Origin of the sequence: Variovorax boronicumulans, assembly GCF_040544675.1 — a bacterium.
Lineage (GTDB): Bacteria > Pseudomonadota > Gammaproteobacteria > Burkholderiales > Burkholderiaceae_C > Variovorax > Variovorax boronicumulans_D.
Genome location: NZ_JBEPKK010000026.1, coordinates 1 through 22,187, shown reverse-complemented (window position 1 = coordinate 22,187; position 22,187 = coordinate 1). Strand labels below are relative to the sequence as shown.

Below are 22,187 nucleotides of genomic sequence, written 5' to 3'. Positions count from 1 at the left end.
GCCGTCTGGAAGGGCACGCAGTCGTTTGATCCTGCCCGGTTGATGCCTAAAAGCGACTTGCAAAAAACATAGAACCTCAAACAGCTGCGAGCCCTGATCCGCCCGTCGCTGCGCTGCTCGGCGGTGCCTCAACGGCCACCCGAAACCACAACCCCCATCACCGTGGTCAGAGCAGTCGTTGATCACACTTCGTTGAGGCCCGCGGCTTGTCGTTCACTCTCTTCCTTTGGAAGAGGGTCGGGAGCGAAGCCGACAACATCAACGCCACGACGGCGCCCGGTATGCGGTGGGGGCCGGCGAGCCCTTCTGTGCCGCCGAGGAGCGCAGCGGTTCGCGGATCAGGGCTCGCAGCTGTCTGAGCGAAGCGAGTTCTGCGAGACCCCGCGAACCGCGAGCACCGCAGGGAAGCCCGAAGGGCCGGCACAGCAGGGCTCGCCGGCCCCCACCGCATACCGGGTGCCCTCACCAAAGAGCACGCGCCACAAGCCCGTACTAAAAGTCTCCCAAAAGCCAAGCAATGCTCCCGTTATCCGAAGGAGTACGACATGACCATCGTTTTGCAAAGCACAGTCGCCACATCCCTGGGTGTGCAACAGCTGGCCACTGCATTCACCCCGGCGTTTTCACACCTGCGCATTCTTCGCAATCTCATCATTCCCATGCCCCCCGGATGCGCAGTGCCCACCGCACGCATCGACGCGGTGATCGTGTGCGAAACCGGCGTCTATCTTTTCGAGATCAAGGCGTGGCGCAACGCCTTCGTCTACAGGAAGAAATTTGCCGAAGCCCCTCCGCGCTGGTTCCTGCGCCTGAACGGATGCACGAGGGCGCGCGAAGTGAAAGACCCCGCCTGGCAAGGCGGCCGCAAGACCACGCAGCTGCGCGCCCTGCTGCTGGACGACCTGCGCCTGCAGTACTTCGTTCTGCTGCCCTGCGAAGGCGTGGAACTGGAGGGTGTCATGCCCGCCGCGGTCATCACGCAGCAAGACCTGCCCTACATCGCAAGGCTGGTGCGCAACAACGGGCGCACCGCACGCAACTATCCGCTGCTCGATGCCCAAGCGGTCGATCGCACCGTGCAACGCCTGCTCGACATCCAGGGCGACCTGTCCATCGAAACGCATCTGCAGAACTGCCGCGACAGAAGCGAACGCGCCCCCCTGGGCTGGCCCGCGGCGGGCGGCCTGGATGTCATGGGTGCGACGGGCGCCGTGGGGGTGCCGGGAATGCAATAACGCAAACAGGTTGCATGGCGGAGAGAGCCACAGGGCGTCCCATATTTCTCCGACATTGCAAGGGACCATGCAGAAATGATCCCTCCGAAGTCTCTTGCGGCCATCGCTGCATTGCTCCTCTCGATGGCTGCTCTGCCGGCACGGGCCGCCGACCCGTTCACCGTCCGAGACATCCGGCTCGAAGGGCTGCAACGCGTCGAGCCCGGCACCATCTTCTCGACCCTGGGCATCAGGGCCGGCGACAGCTACAGCGACGACCGCGGCAGCGCCGCCATCCGCGCGCTGTTCGAGCTCGGCCTCTTCAAGGACGTGCGCCTGGACGTCAACGGCGATGTGCTCGTGGTCATCGTCGAAGAGCGACCGACCGTTGCGGACGTCGATTTCGTCGGCACAAAAGAATTCGACAAGGCCGCGTTGCAAAAAGCACTGCGCGAAATCGGCCTGGCCGAAGGCCGGCCCTACGACAAGGCGCTGGCCGACCGCGCCGAGCAGGAGCTCAAGCGTCAGTACGTGAGCCGCAGCCTCTACAACGCGCAGGTGGTCACCACCGTCACGCCGCTGGAGAGCAACCGCGTCAACCTCAGCTTCACCGTGACCGAGGGCGAGCCGGCGCGCATCGAGCGCGTGCGCGTGGTCGGCAACAAGGCCTACAGCGAGAGCACCCTGCTCGACCTCTTCGACCAGGACAGCGGCGGCTGGCTCGCCTGGTACACCAAGTCGAACCAGTATTCGCGCAGCAAGCTAAACGCCGACCTGGAGACGCTGCGCGCCTACTACCTCACGCGCGGCTACCTCGAATTTCGGATCGACTCCACGCAGGTCGCCATCTCGCCCGACCGGCAACAGCTGGAGCTCACCGTCAACATCACCGAGGGCGAGAAATTCGCCGTCTCCGGCGTGAGGCTCGAAGGCAACTACTTCGGCCGCGAGGACGAGTTCAAGACCCTGGTGACGATCCGCCCCGGCGCGCCCTACAACGGCGACGACGTGACGGCGACCACCAAGGCCTTCACCGACTATTTCGGCACCTTCGGCCATGCGTTCGCACGCGTGAAGGCCGAGCCTGAAATCGACCGCGCCCACAACCGCGTCGCGATGGTGCTGAAGGCGGAGCCCGCACGGCGCGTCTATGTGCGGCGCCTGAACATCGGCGGCAATGCGAGAACGCGCGACGAAGTCATCCGCCGCGAGTTCCGGCAGTACGAAGGTGCCTGGTACGACGGCAACAAGATCAGGCTCTCGCGCGACCGCGTCGACCGGCTGGGCTTCTTTACCGAGGTGAACGTGGAGACCGTCGAAGTTCCCGGCTCCAACGACCAGATCGACCTGAACGTGAACGTGGCCGAAAAGCCCACCGGTTCGCTGCAACTGGGTGCGGGCTATTCGTCGACCGACAAGATCTCGCTGTCCTTCGGCATCACGCAGGAGAACGTGTTCGGCTCGGGCAACTACCTCGGGCTGCAGGTGAACACCAGCTCGTACAACCGCTCGATCTCGCTCACCGCCACCGACCCGTACTTCACCAAGGACGGCATCTCGCGCACGATCAACGTGTTCCACACCACGACGCGGCCCTACTACGAGGCCGACGGCAACTACAAGCTCGCGAGCGACGGCGGCTCGGTGCGCTTCGGCCTGCCGCTGGGCGAGCTGGACACCGTGTTCCTGGGCCTGGGGGTGGAGCGCTATTCGTTCACGCCCGGCACCAACGGCTCGTACACGCTGGTCGACGGCTCCTACGTGTACACCGCCACGCCGCAGGCCTACCTGGACTACTTCCAGTGCACCGGCACCGCGCCCAGCGTGGTGTGCGCGGGCAGGAACGTGGTGGGCATTCCCGCAACGGTGGGGTGGTCCCGCGACGACCGCGACAGCGCGCTGGTGCCGACCACCGGCCGCCTGCAGCGCGCGAACCTCGAAGTGGGCGTGGGCAGCACGCTGCGCTATCTGAAGTCCGACTACCAGTACCAGCAGTACTTCGCGCTGTCCAAGCAGTACACGCTGGCCATCAACGGCCAGCTCGGCTATGCGAAGGCGCTGGGCGGCACGGCCTATCCGATCTTCAAGAACTTCTATGCGGGCGGGCTGGGCTCGATACGCGGCTTCGAGCAGAACTCGCTCGGACCGGTCGACGCGGTCACCGGCGGCGCGCTGGGCGGCACACGCCGCGCGATCTTCAACATGGAGTTCAGCACGCCCTTTCCGGGCGCGGGCAACGACCGGTCGCTTCGGCTCTACAGCTTTCTGGATGCGGGCAACGTGTTTTCCGAGCGCACGGCCAGCATGACCGACGCGCAATGGAAGGCCCAGAACCGACTGCGTGCATCGGCGGGCCTCGGCATCAGCTGGATCTCGCCGCTGGGGCCGCTGCGGCTGGCCTATGCGGTGCCGCTCGCCTACCAGAAGGAAGACACCGCCAACGGCATCGCGGCGGACCGCACGCAGCGCTTCCAGTTTCAGATCGGCACGTCCTTTTGACCGGCGAGCCCACGCCATGAGCCGCATTCTTCTGGTCGAAGACGGGCGCGACATCGCCTCGGTGCTGCTGGTCCATCTGCGCAACGCCGGCCACGAGGTGGAGCAGATCGAGGACGGCGCGGCGGCGATCGACCGCATTCTGAGTTCGCCGCCGGCGCTCACCCTGCTGGACGTGGTGCTGCCGCAGATCGACGGGCTCCAGGTGCTGGAGAAGGTGCGCGCGCACAGCGACCATCCGATCATCATGCTGACGGCGCGCTCGCACGAGACCGACCGGCTGCGGGGGCGAGGGCCTGTTCACACTATGCAAGGGGTCGCGAAGCTCGCTAAAGCGCGCCCATCAATGCGCGTGACGCCGTGCGTGCGCCCGCACGCACAAGGAGCGCAACGCCGAGGGGCGCGCTTTAGCGAGCTTCCCTTCGGGTTGCTTCGCAAAGGGGCCGTCTGCGGCGTTGCCCGCGCTTGCAAGGCTCCAGCCTTGCTGCGCACGGTCGCCTTGCAGTCAGCCCCTTTGCGAAGCAACGCGACCCCTTGCATAGTGTGAACAGGCCCTTGACCTGGGGGCCGACGACTATGTGTGCAAGCCCTTCTCGCCGCGCGAGGTGGTGGCGCGCGTGCACACGGTGCTGCGGCGCCACGCGCAGCGCGAAGGGGCGTCGACATCGCCTTCGGCTTGCGTGGCTTTCGCCGACGCCTACGGCGGTGCGAGCCTGGACGGGCACGCACTGGCGCTCACCCGCCGCGAACTCCTGCTGCTGCGCGCGCTTTCGCGCGAGCCGGGCCGGGTGTTCGCGCGATCCAGACTGCTCGAAGTGGCGTTCCCCGAAGCGCTGGAGGTGAACGAGCGCGCGGTCGACGGGCACATCAAGAACCTGCGACGGAAACTCTCGGCCGCATCGCCCGCGCACGACTGGATTCGTTCGATCTACGGCGTGGGCTTCAGCTTTTCGGAACGTCCGGACTGAGGCGGGCCGCCGGTGTCCATGATCGGCGCGAGGGTGGAGAGGCCCGCGCTGCGCATCGCGCCGCCATGGCCTTCGGCGCCGGGATTACGGACGGCGATGAGGATGCCGAGCGCCAATCCGCCAAAGGCCAGGAGCCCCATGAGGCACTGCCCCCGCGAACGCCTGGCGGCACGTGGGCGGCTCGTCTCGTGGAGCATCCATGCCGCGGGGCGAGGCTGCGTGATGAAGCGCATGGGCCGCGCGAACCGCAAGATCAGCCCTCCGCGTCGGGTGCGCCCTGCACCGCATGGGACGCACGGGCCGCACGGGTCGCGCGCGCCTCGGCCCAGACCACCAGCAGCGTCCAGACATGCGTGACCACCCAGAACAGCGCCGTCAGCAGCATCAGCAGCATGTCGACGCCGGCGTCGGACTGCAGGTCCATCCACGACCACACCGACAGCGCGGGCGCGCAATACCCGGGGCTCGCCCATGCGAGCGCAGCGGCCGCGACGACGTGGAACACTTTTCTGGAGGGTCGATGCGTGGCCGGTTTCATGGCGTGCATCGTGCGATCCGAATCGGGAGAAATGATGGAGAAACCCGAAGAACCCGAAACGGGCGCGGCGGAGGGCCGCCCCGCCAATTTCCTCCCAGATTCCTCCACATTTCGCCGCCATGATCGGAGGCTGCCTATGACGCCCGCCTGCCCGAAACGCATGTCGCAGAATGCGGCCATGCCTGCCCCGAGCCCATGCCGCGTCTGACCCTCTCCCGCAAGATCTTCCTGGCGCTGGCCGCCTTGCTGATCGTGCTGCTGCTCAGTTTTGCGGGCTTCTCCATCGTTGCGCTGCAGCGGGGACTGGGCGCCTACGTGGCCGAGATCGAGATCCGGCGCATGGACTGGCTCGCGCAACTGCTGCTCAAGCACTACGCCGCCAACGGCGACTGGAAGAAGCTGCGCGACAACGACGAGGCATGGCACCGGCTGCAGATGGGCCAGATGGCGATCGTGCTGGACGGCGCGTCCAGCCCCGATGACCGGCGGCTGCCGCCCTGGTATGAGCGTCGCCCCGAAGGCAACGGCAGAGCCGAGGACAACGGCCGAGCCGATGGCGGTGCTGGTGGCGCTGGCGGCGCCGGCGCCGCTGCCGGCTCCGACGGCGGCGCGATGCCATCGGCGCCGGCTTCCTCGCAGTTCTCGTCACCCTCCTTTCCATCGCAGCAGCTCGACCTGCTGCCGCGGCGCTTCGGCCTGCCGCCGTCGCCCTGGTTCTTTCCCGATCCGCGCGGCGCGCCCGATTCGATCTACCGGCGCCTGGCCGTGCTCGACGCGCAGGGCCAACTGGTGGTCGGGGCCAACATCGACCGGGAGAACGCCGCGCGCCTGCCGATACGGCGCGGGCGCGTCGTCGTCGGCTATCTGGCGCTGGCGCCGGTGGAAGGCCTGGAGAGCGAGGCCGACCGCGCCTTCCTGGCACGCCAGTCCGGCGTGATCGCCCTCACCGGCCTGTGCGGACTGGCCTTTGCGCTGGTGCTGTCGTGGCTGCTGGCGCGCCGCTGGTTCAAGCCCATCGACGAACTCACGCAGGCCGCGCAGGACGTGGCGCGCGGTCGGCTGTCCACGCGCGTGGTGGTTGAGGGTTCGGACGAGCTCGCCCTGCTGGGCAAGACCTTCAACGACATGGCGCAGCGCCTGGACAAGGTCGAGGCCTCGCGGCGCGCGTGGCTGGCCGATGCGGCGCACGAACTGCGCACGCCGCTGGCGGCCATGCGCGCGGAGATCGAGGCGCTGCAGGACGGCGTGCGCACTTTCGACGAGCGCACCGCGATGCGCATGCACCGGCAGGTGATCCGGCTCGGCCAGCTGGTGGACGACCTGCGCAGCAGCATGCGCGAGCCCCAGAACGACGGGGTCACGGCCACGGTGTTTCCGCTGTCGCTCCTCAAGGAGGCGCTGGACCACACGCGCGACCGCTTTGCGCAGCGCGGCATCGCGGTGGACCGCCGCGCCGTCGACGGGGTCGGCGCCGCGGCGCAGCCGGTGGTGGACGGCGACGCGCACCGGCTGCACCAGGTCTTCATGAACCTGCTGGAGAACACCCTGGCCTACACCGATGCAGGCGGCGCGTTGCGCATCGAGGTGGCGGTGGAAGGCGCATGGACCGGCAACTGCCTCACGCTGGTGTTCGACGACAGCGCGCCCGGCGTGTCCGAAGAAGAACTGCCGCGCCTCTTCGACCGCCTGTTCCGCGGCGACAGCTCGCGCAGCCGCGCACTCGGCGGCTCGGGGCTGGGCCTGTCGATCTGCCGGGCCTCCATCGAAGCGCACGGCGGCAGCATCGAAGCCGCGCCCTCGCCGCTGGGCGGGTTGCGCATGACCATCACCCTTCCCTTGGCAGCATCCGCATGACACGCATCGTCGTCGTCGAGGACGAACTCGACATCGCCTCCGTGGTCCAGGACTACCTGCGCCACACGGGCTACGAAACCGAACACTTCACCGACGGCCAGAGCGCGCTCGAAAGCATCCTCGCCTCCCCGCCCGACCTGACGCTGCTGGACATCATGCTGCCGCGCATGGACGGCATCGAGGTGCTGCGCCGCGCGCGCGAGCACACCGCGCATCCGATCATCATGCTGACCGCGCGCATCGAAGAGGTCGACCGGCTGCTCGGCCTGGAGCTGGGCGCCGACGACTACGTGTGCAAGCCTTTTTCGCCGCGGGAGCTGGTGGCGCGGGTGCGCGCCGTGCTCAGGCGCACGGTGCCGGGCAGCGTGCCGGGGCAGGCCCCGCGCCCGGATGCGTCCGGCGGCATGCCGGGCCTGCTGCTGGACGACGTGCACTGGCGCGCCTCGCTCGAAGGCACGCCGCTGAACCTGACACGCCGCGAGTTCGGGCTGCTCCAGGTGCTGTCGCGGCACCCGGGGCGCATCTTCTCGCGCGCCCGCCTGCTCGAGCTGGCCTACGACGACACGGTGGACGTGACCGAGCGCGCCATCGACAGCCACGTGAAGAACCTGCGCCGCAAGCTGGGCGCGGTGACGCCTTCGCACGACTGGATCCGCTCGGTGTACGGGGTGGGGTTTGCGTGGGAGGCGCCCGCGCCGGCCTGAACCCGGCCGCCGGACATGCGCGATGGCCGTGGCATGCATCGTGCAAGATTGCCCGCATGCTTCCCCTGTCTCCCGATTCGCTGCGCCAGCACCTGCAGTCCTTTGCTTCCCGCGCCCAGCCGCTGCGCATTCTTCTCACCCTCGGCAGCCTGATGGCGGTGTGCGGCTACACGGGGCATCCCGATGCGGTGATCCCGCTGTTCCTGGGCGCGATTGCCAGCGCGCTGGCCGAAACCGACGACAGCTGGCGCGGGCGCTTGCGCGCGCAGCTGGTCACGCTCGCGTGCTTCGCGGCGATGTCGTTCTCGGTCGAGGCGCTGTTCGGCCGGCAGGTGCTGTTCATCGCGGGACTGGCCTTTGCCGCGTTCTGGCTCACGATGCTGGGGGCGGTGGAAGCGCGCTACAAGGCCATCGCCTATGCGACGCTGATCCTGGCGATGTACGCCACGCTCGGCATCGAGAACCAGGCGGCGCACAGCCACGGCCCGGGCGCGCTGGCTGCGGCGCGCGGACGCGAGCCCCTGCTGCTGCTGGCCGGTGCGGCGTGGTACGGCGTGTTCTCGGTGCTCTGGTGCGCGGCCTTTCCGGCGCAGCCGGTGCAGGCGCGGCTGGTCACGCTGTTCTCCGTGCTTGGCAACTTCGTGCGCTTCAAGGCATCGCTGTTCGAGCCGCTGCGGGGCATCGACATCGAACAGAAGCGCCTGTCGCTCGCGCAGCTCAACGCCGAGGTGGTGACCGAACTGAATGCGGCCAAGGAAAGCATCTTCCGCCGCATCGGCGCGCGGGCGCCGACGGGGCGCATCTCGCGCTACCGCGGGCTCTACCTGATCGCGCAGGACGTGCACGAACGCGCGAGCTCCTCGCACGACGACTACAACGCGCTGGCCGACGCCTTCTTCCACAGCGACCTGCTGTACCGCTGCCAGCGCGTGCTGGGCCTGCAGGGCCTGGCCTGCCAGCGGCTGGCCGGCTCCATCGCGCGGCGCGAGCCCTTCGAGGTCGGCGAGGAAACCGTGCAGGCGCTCGCCGACCTGCGCGGCGCCATCGAACACGAACGGGCGCGCGCGGCCACGCCGCACCGGCTGGCACTGCTGGCTTCGGTGGAGGCGCTGGCGCGCAACCTCGCGCAGCTGGACGGCCAGCTGGCCGGTGCGAGCCAGCCGTCGGCGCGCGCAGGCCGTACCGAGATGGGCCTGTTCAATCGCTCGCCGCGCTCGTGGCGGGATGCGGTCGAGCGCGTGCGGCGGCAGCTCACGCCGCGCTCGCCGCTCTTTCGCCATGCGCTGCGGCTGGCGATCGCGCTGGCCGCGGGCTACGGCGTGATGCAGGCCATCCACCCCGCGCAGGGCTACTGGATCCTGCTGACCACGCTGTTCGTCTGCCAGCAGACCTACGGCGACACCATCTCCCGCATGGGCCAGCGCGTGGCCGGCACCGCCCTGGGCGTGGTCGCGGGCTGGGCGCTGCTGCAGCTGTTTCCGCAGCCGCTGGTGCAGTCGGTGATCGCGGTGGCGGCGGGCGTGCTGTTCTTCGCGACCCGCGCCACCCGCTACCTGCTCGCGACGGCGGCGATGACCCTGCTGGTGCTGATGTGCTTCAACCAGGTGGGCGACAGCGGCCTCCTACTGGTGCCGCGGCTGGTCGACACCGCCATCGGCAGCGCCATTGCAGGCCTGGCCGTGCTGCTGGTGCTGCCGCACTGGCAGGCGCGCCGCATCAACGACCTGGCGGCCACGGCCATGCGCGGCCATGCGGGCTACCTGCGCAGGATCGTGGAGCAGTACCGCACCGGGCCGCGCGACCACCTGGACTACCGGCTGGCGCGGCGCAACGACCACAACGCCGATGCCGCGCTTTCCACGGCGGTGTCGGACATGTTCCGCGAGCCGGGCTATGTGCGGCCTCGCGCGGGCATCGCGCTGCGCTTTCTGATCCGCTCGCACACGTTGCTGAGTTACCTGTCGGCGCTGGGCGCGCATCGCGCCGCGCTGCCCGAGTCGCCGCACCTGGCGGTGCTGCGCGACGCGGCCGAAGGCGCGGCGGCGGCGCTCGAATCGCTGGCGGGCGGGCTGGAAAGCGGCGCGATCGCGGGCGAGGCCGCCTCGGAACCCGCCGTGCGCGCGGCCTTGGCCGAGGCCTTGGCGCCGCCCGGCGACGCGGGCGCGCAGGAGCGCACCTTCCACACCGAACTGGCCCTGGTCTGGCTGCAGATCGACGCCCTGCGCGAGCATGCACGCGAGTGGCTGCAGCCCGGGGACGATGCGGCGGCCGTGGCTCTGTAAAGCTGAAACGTCCGGCCCTCCTACAGGGCAATGCGCCCCATTCGGAAACCGGCCGGGGCGCGCCGGGTAAAATCGCGACTTCATGTCACGCTGGTTCGCCGCTACCGTCCTCACCCTCATGTTGTCCTGCTACGGCCTTGCCGTGTTCGCGCAGGGCCTGATGGGCGCTGGACATGCGGGTCACACCGCACACGCGGTCGCCGAAGCGCAAACCTGCACCACAGCCAGCATGTCGTTCTCCGATGCATTCGTGAGCGACGCCATGAACCTGGCGGACGAACTGCCTTCGCATGACGAAGCCGGCTCCGAACATGTCGAACTGCTCGATGCCCGGCACCCCGTGGCGGCTCAACTGCTGCTCGCACAACAGCCGCGCGGCCTTGCGCTGACGCCGGCGCTCTCACCGCTCCTCGATCGGCCCAAGCGGCCACCACGCGGCTCCGCCCTGGTCGCCTGAGGCTCCGCCTCGACGCGGAGCCTTGCGGCTTCCGCCTTCGCCGATCCTGTCGGATCGCCGCATTCCGGCATCCGCGCGCATCGCGAACTCACCGCACCCCCCCACAAATACCGCGTCCCGACTGCATCGGGATGCTCGATCAAGGAATCAGAATGAACAACGGTCAACCCACCTACCACCCCGGCTTCGACGCACCGATCGCGTCGGCCCAGGAACGCAACCGCGTTCTTCGCAACACCTACTGGCTGCTCGCGCTGTCGATGGTGCCCACCGTGCTCGGCGCCTGGATCGGCGTGTCCACGGGCCTGGCGCGCGCCATGTCGCCGGGCATCGGCCTCATGGTGTTCCTCGGCGGCGCCTTCGGCTTCATGTACGCCATCGAGAAGACCAAGAACTCGGCGGCCGGCGTGCCGGTGCTGCTGGCCTTCACCTTCTTCATGGGGCTGATGCTCTCGCGCCTCGTGGGCTCGGTGCTGGGTCTGTCGAACGGCGCGAACCTGGTGATGACGGCCTTCGCCGGCACCGGCGCGATCTTCCTGGGCATGGCGACGCTGTCGTCGGTCATCAAGCGCGACCTGTCGGCCATGGGCAAGTGGCTCTTCATCGGCGCCATCCTGCTGCTGGTGGCCGGCATCGCCAACTTCTTCATCCAGTCGAGCGCGCTGATGATGACGCTGGCGGTTGCGGCCATCGGCATCTTCTCGGCCTTCATCCTGCACGACCTCAAGCGCGTGAGGGACGGCCTGGAGACCAACTACATCTCCGCCACGCTGGGCGTCTACCTCAGCATCTACAACGTGTTCCAGGCGCTCCTGGCCCTCCTGGGCATGGGCGGCGGCAAGGACGAGTAACGCTTACGAAGGGAATCTTTCCATGCGCCTCACCACCAAGGGCCGCTTCGCGGTCACCGCGATGATCGACATCGCACTGCACGGCCGCTCGGGCCCGGTCACGCTGGCCTCGATCAGCCTGCGCCAGCGGGTCTCGCTGTCGTACCTGGAACTGCTGTTCGCCAAGCTGCGCCGCAACGACCTGGTCGAATCCACGCGCGGTCCGGGCGGCGGCTATTCGCTCAGCCGCAAGGCCGCGCTCATCAGCGTGGCGGACATCGTTCTGTCCATCGAGGACCACGGCACCGAAACCACCCGCCGCCGCGCCGGCGACGGTGCGGACGACAGCGGCCGCTGCGAGGTCGACGAGCTCTGGGCCTCGGTCAACCTGCGGGCCGTCGAGTTCCTGAAATCGATCTCTCTGCAAAGCCTGGTCGACGAGCAGAAGGCCAAGGGCGTGCAGCCATCGACCAGCGCGGCCGCCAGCCGCCGGGCCACCGTCGTGGGAACGCCCGCGCGCAAGCCCTTCGTGGTCGATGCGCCGAACTCGGTGTTCGCACTGGGCCGGCGCCAGCAGCGCGCCAGCTAGCTGGCAATACCGTCGCGCGGCCGGGCAGGCGGAGGTGTTCAGCTCAGGGCGCGAAGCCCGAGCGGCGCACCACCGGCTCCCACTGCTGGCGATAGGCCTTGAGCATCTGCGCCGTCTCCGCGGCGGTGCTGGCGACCGGGGTGATGTAGAGCGCATTGGCGGCCTTCTGCAGCCCCGGGTCCTGCATGACCTCGTGGATCTTGCCGGCCAGCAACTGCACCTTGGGCTGCGGCATGGTGCTCGGCGCGAAGAAGGTGTTCCAGCCGTCGGCATCGATCTTCATGCCGGCCTCACGGAAGGTGGGCAGCGAGGGCGCGAAGCCCACGCGCTTCTTGCCCGAGACGGCCAGGATGCGGATCTTGCCGGCCAGGTGCTGGGCGTACAGCGAGTCCAGCGTGTCGATCGCAATCGGCAGCGAGCCGCCGCTCAGGTCCGCCGCGAGCGGCGCCGAGCCGCCGTAGCCCTTGATCTGCGGCTGCACGCTCAGTGCATCGCCCACCATCAGCCCGAAGAAGTGAGGCAGGCTGCCGGTGGCGGGCACGCCGAAGACCGCCTCTTCCGGATGCGCCCAGAGCCGGCCCACCAAAAACATCGCGCGGTCCAGCTGCAGCTTGTTGCCGACGGCCAGCGCAAAGTCGTAGCTGCTGACCTGCGCGACCGGCACGAAATCCTTTTCGGGGTCGTAGCCGGCGTCCTTGATCACCAGCGGCGCGATCACCATCACGGCCGGGTTGCCGAGCATCAGCACGTTCTCGCCGGGCGCGGCACGCTTGATCTGCTTGGCTGCCAGCCGGCCGCCTTCGCCGACACGGTTTTCAACAGTGACCGGCACGCCGAGCCGGGGACTGAGGCGCTCGGCGATCAGGCGCGCCATGCGGTCGGTGCTGCCGCCAGGCGCGTAGCCGACCACGAGCGTGAGCGGGCCGTCCAGTGCGGGCGCCTGGGCGTGGGCGGCGGTGTGCAGCAAGGGAGCGCAAGCGGCCAGGGCGAGACCCCAGGCCATGAGCTTTCGCCGGTAAAAAAATGCGGACATGGGATCTCCTGCGGGCGTTGTGCGGAACGGCACGCGCGACGATTCCACGGCGAGAATCGGCCGCCGTGCAGTTGTTGCTTTTCGTGCAAATTTGTTACCGGGTTATACGGACGCGCCAACGATTGATCTAATCCATCACCCGCCTGCCGAGGCGAGCGGGCCACACTCCCGCCCCCGGTTAATCCATTCGTATGCAAGCCTTTCCCGACGCAGACGCACTGCGCGCGCCAAGCTCCCTCAACGACCTGCTGATGTACCGCCTGTCGCGCGCCATGCGCGCCGGCAACGGCATGGCGACACGCATGGTCGAGGGCGGTTTCGGCATCACGCGCCGCGAGTGGGGAATGATCGCCACGCTCGCGCAGGAGGGCGAGATCACGTCCTCGACGCTGGCCCTGCATCTGCACCTGGACCGCGTGCGCACCTCGCGCGGACTGCGCAGCCTGGTCGAGAAACAGCTGGTGGAGCGCCGCCAGGATTCACTCGACCGGCGCGAGGTGCATGTGCGCCTGAGCGCCTCGGGCGTGCAACTCTTCGGCAAGCTGTTTCCGCGCATTGCAGGGTTGAACACCGACCTGCTGGCGGGCCTTCCGCCGGCGCATATCGAGATTTTTCTGCAGTGCCTGCAGCACCTGGAGCATCGCGGGAGCGAACTGATCGCTCAGGGCGCGGTCGTGGAAAAGGCCGACCGGCGCGCGGGCGGGACGCGGCATCGGTGGCCGGAGCGGGGCTGAGCGCGGCGCGTTTTGCGCATCGCCTTCCACACTTCGGTCCAGTAAAAACCATCCAATAACCATCTCTATACCATCCATACGGATGGTGATAGGATGGCCCATGCCAGCCAAATCCCCTCCCCCGCCTGCTGCTGCCAAGACCCCGGAGTCCGAGAAGATCACCATCAACATGGGCTTCGTCGACCTGGGCCACATCGACCTGCTGGTGGCCGAGGGCTTCTATTCGAACCGCACGGACTTCATCCGCACCGCCGTCCGCACGCACCTGGCGTCGCACACCGAGGTGCTGCGCCAGGCCGCGTCGCGCAAGATGCTCGTGCTCGGATTGCAGAGCTTTTCGGCTGCCGACCTGGAGGCCGTGCGCGCCGCGGGCCAGACGCTGCAGATCCGCGTGCTGGGCCTGGCGGTCATCGCGCCCGACGTCACGCCGTCCCTCGCCAGCGCGGTCATCGAATCGGTGACCGTGCTCGGGGCCCTCCACGCCTCGCCGGCCGTCAAGGCCGCGCTCGCGGGACGCATCCGCTAGCACTGCTGCACCACCTGAAGCACCCAATGAATCCACTTTTTTCCGGCCTGATGAACGAAGCCGCCCAACTCACGCGCCACGGCCGCCTGGCCGAAGCCACCGAAGCGATCCAGCGCGCACTGCAAGGTGGGGCCGGGCAATGGCCGGGCGCGCCTGTAACCCCTGCATCGCCGATGGCCGGAGCCGATGCGATCGACGTGATCGACGTCGAAGCCCAGGTGATCGAGGTCGAACGCGCGGCGCCCTCGCCACGCCAATCGGACACGACCGAGCCGCAAACAGCCGAGCAGTGGACCCAAGGCACATTCACCCACCAGGGCCGCACGCTCGACTACAGGCTCTTCGTGCCGGCAGCTGCAACCGGACAGCCGGCAACCCCGAGGCCGCTGGTCGTGATGCTGCACGGCTGCACCCAGGGCGCAGCGGACTTCGCGACCGGCACGCGCATGAACAAACTCGCGCGCGAGCACGGGGCGATCGTTCTCTACCCTGAACAGGCGCAGAGGGCGAACGGCCAGAAATGCTGGAACTGGTTCAAGACGCAGCATCAGCAACGCGGGCGCGGCGAGCCGGCGCTGCTGGCCGCCCTCACCCAGCACATCGCCGCGCAACAGCAAGCCGACCTTCAACGCGTGTATGCGGCGGGCCTGTCGGCGGGCGGTGCGATGGCGGACGTGCTGGGCCACTGCTATCCGGACATCTACGCGGCGATCGGCGTTCATTCCGGCCTTGCGCATGGCGCGGCGCACGACATGATGTCGGCGCTGAACGCGATGCGAACCGGGGCACCGGCCGCGCGTGCGGAGGCTGGGGCGCTCTCGCGGCCCACCATTGTTTTTCATGGGGACGCGGACACCACCGTCCATGTCAGCAACGGTCTGGCGATCCTGGCGGGCGCCACGCCAGGGCAAGCCAGCGAAGGCCGGTCTTCCTCGGGCCGTCGCTTCACGCGAACGCTGTATCCGGCGTCCGCGGGCCACGCCGATGCCGAGCACTGGCGCCTTCATTCGGCCGGCCACGCATGGTCGGGCGGCAGCGCGCAAGGCAGCTACACGCAACCGGACGGTGTCGATGCCAGCCGCGAGATGCTTCGCTTCTTCCTGGCGCATCGGTTGGACGGAGCGGCGAGCGAATGACCAGCGGCCGCGCGCTGTCTTGCCGCGCAGCACCTTGAGTTGCCGGTAGCCTCGCTCAGCCGACCTGCTTGAGCGAGGACAGATTCACAGGCCCGTCCTGGCTCGCGAACGTGGGCGCACCGCCCTCCGCGTTCTGCTGTTGCTGGCTCACGCCCGAAATCCGATGGGTGCCGGTGTCGTACTGCCGCACCTTGCCGTCCTGCTCCACCACCAGCCGGCGTTGATCGGGGAAAAAGGCGTACCGCACGCCGTTCTGGCCGCCGGTGCTCGAGGGGTTGGACAGCCCGCTGGGCCACCAGCTCCGGTCGGGCTCGCTCATAGGGGTCATAGGGGTCATCGGCGCCATGCCCTTCATGGGCTTCATTGCTTGCATCGCGGTCTCCTTCCTATCTGAGCGGTGTGTCCAGAAAATCGTCGCGCGGACCGTCGGTGTCGCCCAGCTCGGGGACCAGGCAGTCGGACAGAAAGCCGGAGATGTCCGTGCTTCGCATCAGCAAGCCGGCGACCATTCCGAGCGACAGCAGCCGCCAGGGCCTGACCAGCACGATCAGCGACCCGGTGCCCGCGGCATAGGCGACCAGCTTGACCGGGTGGCTGGCGGCGTAGTTCTGAAGAAACGGATGCCCGATTTCGGCGACCGTACTCAAGTGGCTGCGGCGCCACCAGCGGCCGACCACGCTTCGGCCGATCCTGCTCTCCGCCCTGTCGAGCACCGTCGCGCGTTTCTCTACACGCTCATCCGCCTGTTCGAAGGTACGGGGCACGGTGCCGACGGGCTTGTAGCCCATGGCGACCAGAAGCGCGGCGCGGGACGCGGCCAGTCTTTGCTTGGGCGTGAGGATGTCGGTCATTTTCTTGTTCCTGCAGGAAGGCCGGCGCGCGTTTGCCTGGTTGATCGGCTTGCGGCTTGCGGCTTGCACGATCACTTATTCGCCGCATCAAACAGACATTTGGAAGCGCCGCGCCTGATCGCGGTGTCGGGTGGGATGGGCATCTTTTGTAGGCCAAAGGAAACCGGCGGAACGGTCGCCTTCTTGCGCACCCGGTATGGGTGCTGCCGAGCCGCCCTGCCCGCTCCATCCACAGACAGCCGATGCGGAAATGCTCCTACGTTGTGCGAGCCATCCTGAACCGAGTCTGATCGCCGGGTCAGCAAGCCCAACCCAAAGCCAGACCCTCTGACCAAGGAGCATGAAATGAGCGACAGACAAGCTAGCCGTTCCGGCGACGGAACCCGTCCGACCACCAGCGGCGGTGTGGACAACATCGGCGGAGGCGAAAGCTTCACCGGCAAGAAGAACGCGGCGGGCGCCGACGTGTCCGGCCCCGCGCCCGGCGAGCGCATGCAGGATCGGCAAAAAAGCGTGGAGAGCACCGCGCAAGACGATTCCGCCGCATTCGGCCTCACCGAAGACCTGACACCCGAAACCAACCGCGACCTCGCCGACCAGGCGACTGCACAGGACACCGCGTCACGCGAAGAGAAGATTCGCCGCGCGGCGTACGAGGCCTACGAGCGTCGGGGCAGCGTGTCCGGGCACGAGGCCGAAGACTGGCTCGAAGCCGAAGCGGAAATAGACCGTCGCTCCGGGATCAGCAGGCCGGGGCCTGACGCTCCGGCAACATGAGCGCAAACAACTCACTGCGAAAGTGAATCCCGAGCCGCCCGAAAGCGCGGTTCCTGTAGGTCTTGACGGTGGGCAGCGCGAGGCCCATGTCCGCGGCGATGCCATCCTGGGTCATGCCGCGCAGCAGCCGAAGGCAGACGTTGAGTTCCTGCGCGGTCAGCGCCGGGCAGCACGCCAGCAGCCGGGAGCCCAGGTCGTCGGCCATGTCCGCGTTCGTGAGCGCCACATGCTTGCGCGCCAGCGCCATCAGCAGGCGCCCGGCGGAGCCGAAGTCGGCCAGTTGCGCATCGCTCAAGGCCCGCTGATGGGTGTGCCTGTAGAAATTGACCGCGAACAGCGCGTCGTCGCAGGCAGAGGGCTCCTCTTCGACCACCGACACTCGCTCCATCACGCCATGGGCGTCGTACACCTTGGCACGGTGCTCCGGCGGCACCTCGTGCGCGGTGATGTGGCACACGCGCAGCTGCGGCGCGCTCGCCTCGCGCAAGGTGCGGTCGCTTCGGATCGGGCCTGAGAGGTAAGCGCGCCAGCAGTCCCGGGTGGTATCGGGCATGCCGCGGCTGCCGCTCAGAAAAATGGCAGGCCGCGCGCCCGTGCGGTACACCGAGAACGATCCCACCGGCAATGCCGACGCCATGGCCTCCAGCAGCCGAACGCCGAAGGCCGGCTCGCCGAGCGCACGCACCACCGCCGGCAGGCACTGCGCCAAGGGCGCATCGGCATTCGGGGCGGGCAGATCGGGAATCCAGGTGCGCATGGGGCAATACGGGGAATCCCGTCATCTTCCGGGATGACAGTGCTGCGCTGCCACCGGACTTACGCTAGGCCATGGCTTCCCACCTCCCAGAGAACAACGATCCGCTTGCCGCGCCCCGCCTGGTGTGGTTTGCCGATGTGTCGGTCGAAGTCGGCGAGCCGCTGGTGCTGGGCGAAGGCGCACAGGGGCTGCGCCGCGTGGTGCCCATCGTGGGCGGCCATGCCACGGGCGACGGCTGGACCGGGCGCGTGCTGCCAGGGGGCGCCGATTTTCAGCGCATCGCCAGCGACACGGTTTCGGAGCTCGACGCCCGCTACGGCCTGGAGACCGATGCGGGCGACCGCATCTACGTGCGCAACCGTGCGATGCGCACCGCGCCCGCCGAGGTGATGGCGCAACTGATGCGCGGCGTCCCCGTCGACCCGGCGCAGGTTTACTTTCGTTGCGCGCCCTCCTTCGAGACGCGCAGCCCGGCCCTGCAATGGATCACCGAGCGACTGTTCGTGGGGGTCGGCGTGCGCCACCCCACGCAGGTCGTGATGCGCTTCTTCGCGCTGCAGTGATCATCGATGGCGCCAGCGCCGTGCCCCGTTTCAACACAAGCAGGAGACCTTCATGACGACCGCCATCGCCACCGGTGCGCGCCGCCGCGCGCTCATCGCCGCCACCACCACCACGCTGATCGGCCTCTGGAGCATGTCCTGGGCATCGCAAGCGCTCGCCCAGGCGGCCTCCTCCGCGTACCCCAACCGGCCTGTGCGCATGGTCGTCGGGTTTCCGGCCGGCAGCGGCCCGGACATCGTGGCGCGCCTGCTGGCGCAGAAGCTGTCCGAGGGGTGGGGCAACCTGGGCGTCATCGTCGACAACAAGCCCGGCGCCGCGGGGCTGATCGCCGCAGCGGAAGTGGCGCGCGCCCAGCCCGACGGCTACACGATCATGCTCGGCGAGACTGGCCAGCTGGCCATTGCGCCCAGCAGCTACAACAAGCTGTCCTACGACCCGAAGAAGGACTTCATTCCGGTGAGCCAGGTGGTCACCTCCGACTTCATGCTGGTGGTCAACCCCGCGAAGGTGCCGGCGCGTGACGTGAAGCAGTTCGTGGAATGGAGCCGGGCGCAAAAGGGCTTGTTCATGGGCACCTTCGGCGCGGGCACGCCGGGTCACTTCGGAGCCTTCCTCTTCGGCGACGCCATCGGCCTCAAGCCGGAACCGGTGCACTACAAGACCACCGGCGATGCACTGGGCGGTTTGTTCAGCGGCGACGTGGCGGGCAGCTTCGCGAGCGTGGGCCTGTCGGCCGCCAACGTCAAAGGGGGCAAGCTGCTGGCGCTGGCCTCCAGCGGCGAGAAGCGCAGCGCCAGCCTGCCCGACGTGCCGACCTTCAAGGAGCAGGGCTACCCGCAGCTGGCCTTCAACTCGTGGTTCGGCATCGTCGCGCCGGCCCGCACGCCGCCCGAGGTCATCGCCCGGCTGGAGGCCGACATTCGCAAGGCCGTGCAGTCGGCAGAGGGCAAGGCCAAGCTGGAGGATGCCGGCTTCGGTGTCACCGGCACCACGTCGCAGGAGTTCGCCCGCGTGATCGCCGCGGACACGGTGAGCTGGGGCAAGGTGGTTGCGGCGACGGGCTTCAAGGCGGATTGATCGCAGGCGGCCGAGGCGCCGAAATGGCAACTGCTCCATGCGCATACAGCCAATGCTGAATTGCTCCTACGCGAGAGCGAAGCTGTTGGATCAAATGTTCCTTCATGAACATCCCATCGCTCCAGCTCAGGACAGGCCGTAACGCCGCCCTTTTCGTCTTCGCGGCGGGCCTCGCATTCGCGGCGGCCGCACAGTCAGCGGGCAACCCCAAGGGTTCCGTACCGCCACCAACAAGCGATGCGCAGAAGGCACCTGCGTCCCGCCCGCCCACCGCGGGATTCGGAGACAGCGGAAAAATCGTGACCGACAAGGACACGGTGAACAGCCGCTCACAGACGACGAACTCTCCCACCAACGTAGGCCCGGCGCGGTCGTCTTCTGGCAAAGCGTCGACGCGGTCCAGGAACAGCGCCGGAGGCCAAGGCGGGAGCGCGCCAGCCAAGCCGCCCCCTCAGTAGGCCTCGCCCTCATTCCCGCAATTTTCAGACGCAAGGACACAAGCATGGCAACCAGCAGCATCCTGGGCGGCGCACGCCCGCCGATCGACCCCAAGGGGACCGATGAAGAGAGCCTCGGACCCAGCGATTCCAGCGACAGCGGCAGCGATGCCGCAGGCACGGGCACCGACCGCGCATCCGCGGAGGCAGGGATCGAGGAGCCCAACGATTCGGACATCCTTCCTGATCGCGTCGGCGTGTTTCCGGACGCGGCGCATGAGGCGTCCACCGCCGTCGATGATCCCGACGCAGCCGACGCCGCAAAGCTTGCGGACGACAGCGGCGCGGACCGCGAGGACGACGAAGACGCCTGATACCGCCGAGCCGCGCGGAGCAGTTCATTCATGGATCGCCTGTTCGCCTCCTTCGCCAACAAGATGGCGCATGTCGCGGGAAGCCCCTTTACCTTCCTGGTGTGCGTGGCCGTGGTCATCGCATGGGCAGTGGCCGGGCCCTTCTTCGGCTTCTCGGAAACCTGGCAGCTGGTGATCAATACGGGCACCACCATCGTCACCTTTCTCATGGTGTTCCTGATCCAGAACACCCAGAACCGCGACGGTACGGCGCTGCAGACGAAGCTGGACGAATTGATCCGCTCCTCCAACGCACATGACGAATTCATGGGCATCGAGAAGCTCACCGACCATGAACTGATTGCGCTGCACGAGCGCTGCGAAGCAGCGGCCAGGACGAGCCACGCCGCGCTCGAACGGACCCGCGCCGAACGCCGCAGGCGCGGACACGAAACCCAGGACATGGGCAAGAGCGACGGCTGATGGCATGCCCGACATGAAGATCGCCACATTCAACGTCAACGGCATCAACAGCCGGCTGGACCGCCTGCTCGAATGGCTTTCCGAGTCGAAGCCCGACGTGGCCTGCCTGCAGGAGCTCAAGTCTCCGGACGCCAAGCTGCCGCTCGATGCCATCCGCGGCGCGGGCTACGGCGTTGTCGCGCACGGGCAGCGCGCCTGGAACGGCGTGGCCATTCTTGCGCGCGGCCGCGAGCCGATCGAAACGGGGCGCGGCCTGCCGGGCATGGAGGGCGACACGCAAAGCCGCTATCTCGAAGCGGTCGTCGGCGGGGTCGTGGTGGGCTGCCTCTACCTGCCGAACGGCAATCCGCAGCCCGGGCCGAAGTTCGACTACAAGCTGCAGTGGTTCGACGCCTTCAACAAGCATGCGAAGAGGCTCTTTGCGAGCGGCATGCCGGTGGTGCTGGCGGGCGACTACAACGTCGTGCCGACCGATGCCGACATCTACAACCCGGCGTCGTGGCGCGACGATGCGCTCCTGCAACCCGACAGCCGTGCGGCCTTCGCGCAACTGCTGACGCAAGGCTGGACCGATGCGATGCGCGCCTGCCATCCCGAGCGTGCGCCCTTCACCTTCTGGACGTACTGGCGCAATCGCTATCCGCGCGATGCCGGGCTTCGCATCGATCACCTGCTGCTGAACGCCGAACTCTCGCCGCTGCTGCGCAGCGCTGGCGTCGACCGGAACGTGCGTGGGCGTACCGGGGCCAGCGACCATGCGCCGGCCTGGATCAAGCTCGACGTTCCGAGGGTCGCGCGAACCTGACACCGGCATCTCTCAACCAAGGAAAAACATGGCCAACACATCCGATGCATCCACACCCCGTATCGATCAGAACAATGCCGCTGACGTCGCGCGCTATACGAGGGAATTCGACGTTACCGACGAGCAGCTGTCGCAAGCGATCGCGAAGGTCGGCGACAAGGCGGCCGATGTGGAGCTTTATCTGAAGGGCAGCCGCAGTTCAACCAATGCGGATACGGCGGGTGAAGCAGCTCCCTGAAGTTGATGGCTGTGGGCATCGAAGGTTGGTGAACCAGTCCTTGCCCAACAGACCCAGATTGTTTCGATGTTCGCAAATCACGCCTCGTCAGCGCCATGAGGACATCCGCAAAAGGGCATCACTTCTTCATCAGCGAGCGGCCGTCAGCCCGACACCGCGCCGCGTCAAGAATCAATGGATGGCGCGGCGGGCTCTCACCACTTCATGCGCAACCCGATCGAGCCCTGCACGGACGACTTCACATCCGTCGCGCCGCCCGCGGCCCACAGCTTGCCGATCTCGCCGTAGACGCTGGTCGTCTCGCTCAGCGCCAGCGTGAGGCCGCCGGCCAGCTCGGCCGTGGTCGAACCCGTGCGGCCCGTGATGTCGGTGCTGCCGGCTGCTCCGACGAAGCGGGCCACATCGGCACCGCCGCTGGCCTTGTAGAGGTTGAAGCGGCCGTACGGCTGCAGCGTGCCCAGGCCCGTGGCGATCTCGCCCTTCA

25 protein-coding genes and 1 pseudogene are annotated in these 22,187 nt (G+C 67.9%); 20 read left to right on the top strand and 6 right to left on the bottom strand.

The genetic code is table 11. The annotated features are described in order from the left end of the window. The first annotated feature begins 545 nt into the window (after positions 1 to 545). The 4 genes and pseudogenes from ABIC90_RS26670 to ABIC90_RS26655 form a co-directional block, all read left to right on the top strand. Positions 546 to 1,235 (top strand): nuclease-related domain-containing protein, encoded by a 690-nt coding sequence (locus tag ABIC90_RS26670; RefSeq protein WP_354359642.1) that lies wholly within the window; start codon positions 546 to 548, stop codon positions 1,233 to 1,235. Between the two features lie 75 nt (positions 1,236 to 1,310). Next, positions 1,311 to 3,713, top strand: a complete 2,403-nt coding sequence (gene bamA / locus ABIC90_RS26665) for an outer membrane protein assembly factor BamA (protein ID WP_354359640.1) — start codon at positions 1,311 to 1,313, stop codon at positions 3,711 to 3,713. 16 nt (positions 3,714 to 3,729) lie between these two features. After that, the gene (locus tag ABIC90_RS26660; protein WP_354359638.1) at positions 3,730 to 4,257 is read left to right on the top strand and encodes a response regulator; all 528 of its coding nucleotides are present in this window, start codon (positions 3,730 to 3,732) and stop codon (positions 4,255 to 4,257) included. Between the two features lie 7 nt (positions 4,258 to 4,264). Next, a pseudogene (locus ABIC90_RS26655) lies at positions 4,265 to 4,678 on the top strand (winged helix-turn-helix domain-containing protein); the annotation flags it as partial. Positions 4,679 to 4,931: 253 nt separating this feature from the next. Here the strand turns inward: ABIC90_RS26655 and ABIC90_RS26650 are convergent. Beyond that, a complete protein-coding gene (locus tag ABIC90_RS26650; RefSeq protein WP_354359634.1) occupies positions 4,932 to 5,225 on the bottom strand; it encodes a hypothetical protein in 294 nt (97 codons plus the stop codon). A 186-nt stretch (positions 5,226 to 5,411) separates the two neighbouring features. On the opposite strand from ABIC90_RS26650, the gene ABIC90_RS26645 reads away from it, so the two are divergent. The 6 genes from ABIC90_RS26645 (at position 5,412) to ABIC90_RS26620 (ending at position 11,932) form a co-directional block, all read left to right on the top strand. Further along, complete coding sequence (locus tag ABIC90_RS26645) at positions 5,412 to 7,070, top strand: ATP-binding protein (RefSeq protein WP_354359632.1); 1,659 nt, start codon at positions 5,412 to 5,414, stop codon at positions 7,068 to 7,070. Then, complete coding sequence (locus ABIC90_RS26640; protein ID WP_354359630.1) at positions 7,067 to 7,774, top strand: response regulator; 708 nt, start codon at positions 7,067 to 7,069, stop codon at positions 7,772 to 7,774. The genes ABIC90_RS26645 and ABIC90_RS26640 overlap by 4 nt, the downstream gene beginning before the upstream one ends. A gap of 56 nt (positions 7,775 to 7,830) precedes the next feature. Next, on the top strand, positions 7,831 to 10,056 hold the full coding sequence (gene yccS, locus ABIC90_RS26635; RefSeq protein WP_354359628.1) for a YccS family putative transporter: 2,226 nt from the start codon (positions 7,831 to 7,833) through the stop codon (positions 10,054 to 10,056). Positions 10,057 to 10,138: 82 nt separating this feature from the next. Further along, complete coding sequence (locus ABIC90_RS26630; RefSeq protein WP_354359626.1) at positions 10,139 to 10,513, top strand: hypothetical protein; 375 nt, start codon at positions 10,139 to 10,141, stop codon at positions 10,511 to 10,513. Positions 10,514 to 10,665: 152 nt separating this feature from the next. Continuing rightward, positions 10,666 to 11,364 (top strand): Bax inhibitor-1/YccA family protein, encoded by a 699-nt coding sequence (locus ABIC90_RS26625; RefSeq protein WP_354359624.1) that lies wholly within the window; start codon positions 10,666 to 10,668, stop codon positions 11,362 to 11,364. A gap of 22 nt (positions 11,365 to 11,386) precedes the next feature. Then, positions 11,387 to 11,932 (top strand): Rrf2 family transcriptional regulator, encoded by a 546-nt coding sequence (locus ABIC90_RS26620; protein WP_354359622.1) that lies wholly within the window; start codon positions 11,387 to 11,389, stop codon positions 11,930 to 11,932. Positions 11,933 to 11,975: 43 nt separating this feature from the next. On the opposite strand, the gene ABIC90_RS26615 is transcribed toward ABIC90_RS26620, so the two are convergent. Further along, positions 11,976 to 12,965 carry a tripartite tricarboxylate transporter substrate-binding protein gene (locus tag ABIC90_RS26615; RefSeq protein WP_354359620.1) on the bottom strand — a complete coding sequence of 330 codons (990 nt, stop codon included), beginning with the start codon at positions 12,963 to 12,965 and terminating at the stop codon, positions 11,976 to 11,978. A gap of 191 nt (positions 12,966 to 13,156) precedes the next feature. On the opposite strand from ABIC90_RS26615, the gene ABIC90_RS26610 reads away from it, so the two are divergent. The 3 genes from ABIC90_RS26610 (at position 13,157) to ABIC90_RS26600 (ending at position 15,361) form a co-directional block, all read left to right on the top strand. After that, positions 13,157 to 13,699 carry a MarR family winged helix-turn-helix transcriptional regulator gene (locus ABIC90_RS26610; RefSeq protein WP_354359618.1) on the top strand — a complete coding sequence of 181 codons (543 nt, stop codon included), beginning with the start codon at positions 13,157 to 13,159 and terminating at the stop codon, positions 13,697 to 13,699. A gap of 100 nt (positions 13,700 to 13,799) precedes the next feature. Next, positions 13,800 to 14,225: a CopG family transcriptional regulator gene (locus tag ABIC90_RS26605; RefSeq protein WP_354359616.1), complete on the top strand. Its 426-nt coding sequence runs from the start codon at positions 13,800 to 13,802 to the stop codon at positions 14,223 to 14,225. Between the two features lie 26 nt (positions 14,226 to 14,251). Next, positions 14,252 to 15,361 carry an extracellular catalytic domain type 1 short-chain-length polyhydroxyalkanoate depolymerase gene (locus tag ABIC90_RS26600; RefSeq protein WP_354359614.1) on the top strand — a complete coding sequence of 370 codons (1,110 nt, stop codon included), beginning with the start codon at positions 14,252 to 14,254 and terminating at the stop codon, positions 15,359 to 15,361. Positions 15,362 to 15,416: 55 nt separating this feature from the next. On the opposite strand, the gene ABIC90_RS26595 is transcribed toward ABIC90_RS26600, so the two are convergent. Both ABIC90_RS26595 and ABIC90_RS26590 read right to left on the bottom strand, forming a co-directional pair. Next, on the bottom strand, positions 15,417 to 15,734 hold the full coding sequence (locus ABIC90_RS26595) for a hypothetical protein (protein ID WP_354359612.1): 318 nt from the start codon (positions 15,732 to 15,734) through the stop codon (positions 15,417 to 15,419). A gap of 13 nt (positions 15,735 to 15,747) precedes the next feature. Continuing rightward, the gene (locus ABIC90_RS26590) at positions 15,748 to 16,212 is read right to left on the bottom strand and encodes a hypothetical protein (RefSeq protein WP_354359610.1); all 465 of its coding nucleotides are present in this window, start codon (positions 16,210 to 16,212) and stop codon (positions 15,748 to 15,750) included. A 345-nt stretch (positions 16,213 to 16,557) separates the two neighbouring features. Between ABIC90_RS26590 and ABIC90_RS26585 the strand changes: the two genes are divergently transcribed. Next, complete coding sequence (locus ABIC90_RS26585) at positions 16,558 to 16,989, top strand: DUF2934 domain-containing protein (protein WP_354359608.1); 432 nt, start codon at positions 16,558 to 16,560, stop codon at positions 16,987 to 16,989. On the opposite strand, the gene ABIC90_RS26580 is transcribed toward ABIC90_RS26585, so the two are convergent. Then, the gene (locus tag ABIC90_RS26580) at positions 16,955 to 17,746 is read right to left on the bottom strand and encodes a helix-turn-helix transcriptional regulator (protein ID WP_354359606.1); all 792 of its coding nucleotides are present in this window, start codon (positions 17,744 to 17,746) and stop codon (positions 16,955 to 16,957) included. The two genes, ABIC90_RS26585 and ABIC90_RS26580, sit on opposite strands and share 35 nt — an antisense overlap. A gap of 71 nt (positions 17,747 to 17,817) precedes the next feature. On the opposite strand from ABIC90_RS26580, the gene ABIC90_RS26575 reads away from it, so the two are divergent. The 6 genes from ABIC90_RS26575 to ABIC90_RS26550 all read left to right on the top strand — a co-directional run bounded on the left by ABIC90_RS26575 (position 17,818) and on the right by ABIC90_RS26550 (position 21,703). Then, complete coding sequence (locus ABIC90_RS26575) at positions 17,818 to 18,309, top strand: DUF3237 domain-containing protein (RefSeq protein WP_354359604.1); 492 nt, start codon at positions 17,818 to 17,820, stop codon at positions 18,307 to 18,309. Between the two features lie 52 nt (positions 18,310 to 18,361). Next, positions 18,362 to 19,387: a Bug family tripartite tricarboxylate transporter substrate binding protein gene (locus tag ABIC90_RS26570; RefSeq protein ID WP_354359602.1), complete on the top strand. Its 1,026-nt coding sequence runs from the start codon at positions 18,362 to 18,364 to the stop codon at positions 19,385 to 19,387. Between the two features lie 502 nt (positions 19,388 to 19,889). Next, positions 19,890 to 20,198: a hypothetical protein gene (locus ABIC90_RS26565; protein ID WP_354359600.1), complete on the top strand. Its 309-nt coding sequence runs from the start codon at positions 19,890 to 19,892 to the stop codon at positions 20,196 to 20,198. A gap of 30 nt (positions 20,199 to 20,228) precedes the next feature. After that, the gene (locus tag ABIC90_RS26560) at positions 20,229 to 20,660 is read left to right on the top strand and encodes a low affinity iron permease family protein (RefSeq protein ID WP_354359598.1); all 432 of its coding nucleotides are present in this window, start codon (positions 20,229 to 20,231) and stop codon (positions 20,658 to 20,660) included. Positions 20,661 to 20,673: 13 nt separating this feature from the next. Next, on the top strand, positions 20,674 to 21,465 hold the full coding sequence (locus ABIC90_RS26555; protein ID WP_354359596.1) for an exodeoxyribonuclease III: 792 nt from the start codon (positions 20,674 to 20,676) through the stop codon (positions 21,463 to 21,465). A 28-nt stretch (positions 21,466 to 21,493) separates the two neighbouring features. Further along, complete coding sequence (locus ABIC90_RS26550; protein WP_354359594.1) at positions 21,494 to 21,703, top strand: DUF3606 domain-containing protein; 210 nt, start codon at positions 21,494 to 21,496, stop codon at positions 21,701 to 21,703. Positions 21,704 to 21,897: 194 nt separating this feature from the next. On the opposite strand, the gene ABIC90_RS26545 is transcribed toward ABIC90_RS26550, so the two are convergent. Beyond that, positions 21,898 to 22,187: autotransporter domain-containing protein (locus tag ABIC90_RS26545; protein WP_354359592.1), on the bottom strand; the 290-nt coding region annotated here is incomplete at its 5' end.